General features: G+C 57.6%; 3 protein-coding genes. All 3 read right to left on the minus strand.

The features are described 5' to 3' along the window. The coding region (tnpC, locus tag BGP85_RS00130; RefSeq protein ID WP_103466413.1) for an IS66 family transposase at positions 1-1,520 on the minus strand (1,520 nt) is incomplete at its 3' end. Between the two features lie 81 nt (positions 1,521-1,601). Continuing rightward, complete coding sequence (tnpB, locus tag BGP85_RS00135) at positions 1,602-1,937, minus strand: IS66 family insertion sequence element accessory protein TnpB (protein WP_019719038.1); 336 nt, start codon at positions 1,935-1,937, stop codon at positions 1,602-1,604. Beyond that, positions 1,934-2,266, minus strand: coding sequence for an IS66-like element accessory protein TnpA (gene tnpA / locus BGP85_RS00140; RefSeq protein ID WP_019818068.1), 333 nt, complete (start codon positions 2,264-2,266; stop codon positions 1,934-1,936). Before tnpA ends, tnpB begins: the two co-directional genes overlap by 4 nt. Positions 2,267-2,315 lie beyond the last annotated feature (49 nt).

A 2,315-nucleotide genomic window follows, 5' to 3' on the forward strand; every position in this document is an offset into this window, starting at 1 on the left:
AACTCGGCGATCTCACTGGCGCGCTGCGTCGGCAGCCGCATCAGCACATCCTTGAGATAAGCATACGGATCATGCCCGTTAAGCTTGGCCGATTGGATCAAACTCATCAGCGCAGCCGCGCGTTGTCCGCTGCGTAACGACCCTGCAAAGAGCCAGTTCTTGCGTCCGAGCGCCCATGGCCGGATTTGCTGCTCGATGTGGTTGTTATCAATAGGCACCGCGCCGTCATCCAGATAACGTGACAACGCCGTCCAGCGTTTCAGGCTGTAATCCAGGGCCTTGGCGATGGCCACACCCTCGTGTACCAGCTCGCGCTGGGCGATCATCCAAGTGTGCAGCATGTTCATCACGGGGACGGCTTTTTCTTGTCGTATTCGTCGCCGTACATCGGGCTCCAAATCGCGGATTTCACTTTCGATTTCGTACAGCAACTGGATATAGCGCAGAGCTTGCTCGGCGAGCGTGCTTTTGTTCGTGGCGTGCAGGTCGAAGAACTTACGCCGCGCATGGGCCATGCAGCCGATTTCAGTGACACCGAGTGCAAAACTGGCTTTGTAACCACCAAAATCATCGCAGACCAGCTTGCCCTTCCAGTCTTGCAGGAAGTTGCGTGCATGTTCGCCCGAGCGGCTGGGGCTGAAGTCGTACACCACTGCGCGGATATCGGCAGACGCGGTGGTTGCATAGGCCCAGACGTAGGCCCGATGGGTTTTCTTCGAGCCAGGCATGAGCACCTGTACCGGCGTTTCATCGGCGTGCACCACGTTGTGTCCAAGCACCACTTCGCGCAGAGCATCAACCAGTGGTTGCAGTTGCACACCGCAAGTGCCGACCCACTGCGCCAAGGTCGAGCGCGGGATGGCGAGGCCGGCCCGGCCAAAGATCTTTTCCTGACGGTACAGTGGCAAATGATCACCGTATTTGGCGATCATCACTTGAGCCAGCAAACCTGCTGTGGGGATGCCTTTATCGATGACCTGCGCAGGAACAGGTGCCTGGATCAGGGTCTCGCAGTCCTCACAGACCCACTTGCCACGGATGTGTTGTTCAACCGTGAACACGCCGGGCGTGTAGTCGAGTTTCTCGCTGACATCCTCGCCGATACGCTTGAGGGCGCAGCCGCATTGGCAGTGAGTGTTGTCCGGTTCGTGATGGATGGGCGTGCGTGGAAACTCGGGCGGCAAGGCGGTGCGTTTAGGTTTTTGCCGAGCCACGGTCGGGGCTGGAGCGGGTTGCAACGTCTCAAGCTCGGCTTCGATGGCCGCGATATCGGCATCGATCACGTCATCGAGCAGGCTGGTTTGATACGGATTTAGCTGCTCGCTGCGCTTGGCAAACTTGAAACGCTTGAGCTGTGCGATCTCGTGGGTCAGCTTGTCGTTGACCGTTTTGTAGTGATGGATCTGCTTGTCCATGGACTCGACTTTTTGATCGAGAGTCTCGACACGCTGCATCAGCTGCGCGGCGATAGCGCGCAGTTGTTCAGGGTTTAATTGGTCGAAATCAGGAAGCAAAGTCATGCCGCCGATTTTGTCAGAACAGGCCAACACTGACGATAGGCTCATCGGACAATTGCACGGCGACGCTGGCCATGGCAGTGATTACATCAGGGTAATCGCACTGTTTTGCCCAACTCTTTGCCAAGGTAAACCCAGCACCAGGGCATGCAGTTGTTCGGCACCCAATTCCATCTGCGAGCCGTGCCGAGATCCCGGCCAGAAAAATTTGCCTTGATGCAGTCGGCGCGCCGCCAGCCAGATGCCCAACCCATCGTGCACCAGCACTTTCATGCGATTGGCGCGGCGGTTGGCAAACAGATAAGCACAGTGCGGCTGCGCCGCACCGAACACGGCCACCACCCGCGCCAGCGCTGTGTCAGTGCCGGCGCGCATGTCCATGGGCTCAGTGGCGAGCCAGATGGCGTCGATACGAATCATCGCAACAGGTCTCGAAGAAAGGTTGCACAGGCAGCAGCACTTTCAGTTGGCCAGTTCACTTTAACGGTGCCGCGCGGATGCTGGATCTCAACGCTGATAGTCGATGATGCCGATTGCGACTCAGTGCTGGCGAGTGGCATGGGCAGTGAAACAAAAGCGGGATGCAGCGCCATGCTTTTCTGCGTTTGCAGCCGAATCCACTTGTGGACGAGGTTCGCGTTGAGGCTGTGGCTCAGCGCAACGTTGGCAATCGAGGCCCCAGGTTGGGCGCACTCTTGAATGACTTGGGCCTTGAACGACCTGGAATAGGAACGGCGTTGTGGCTGCATGAAAGACCCTCTTAAAAGGCTAGAAGTGGTGTCCACTTAAATAGGTGGA

The sequence above is a fragment of the Pseudomonas putida genome, from assembly GCF_002906855.1.
Lineage (GTDB): Bacteria > Pseudomonadota > Gammaproteobacteria > Pseudomonadales > Pseudomonadaceae > Aquipseudomonas > Aquipseudomonas putida_N.

Excerpts from the sequence above, each read along its gene's own strand:
- tnpB (WP_019719038.1), bottom strand. The coding sequence starts at position 1,937 with ATGATTCGTATCGACGCCATCTGGCTCGCCACTGAGCCCATGGACATG.
- tnpA (WP_019818068.1), bottom strand. The coding sequence starts at position 2,266 with ATGCAGCCACAACGCCGTTCCTATTCCAGGTCGTTCAAGGCCCAAGTC.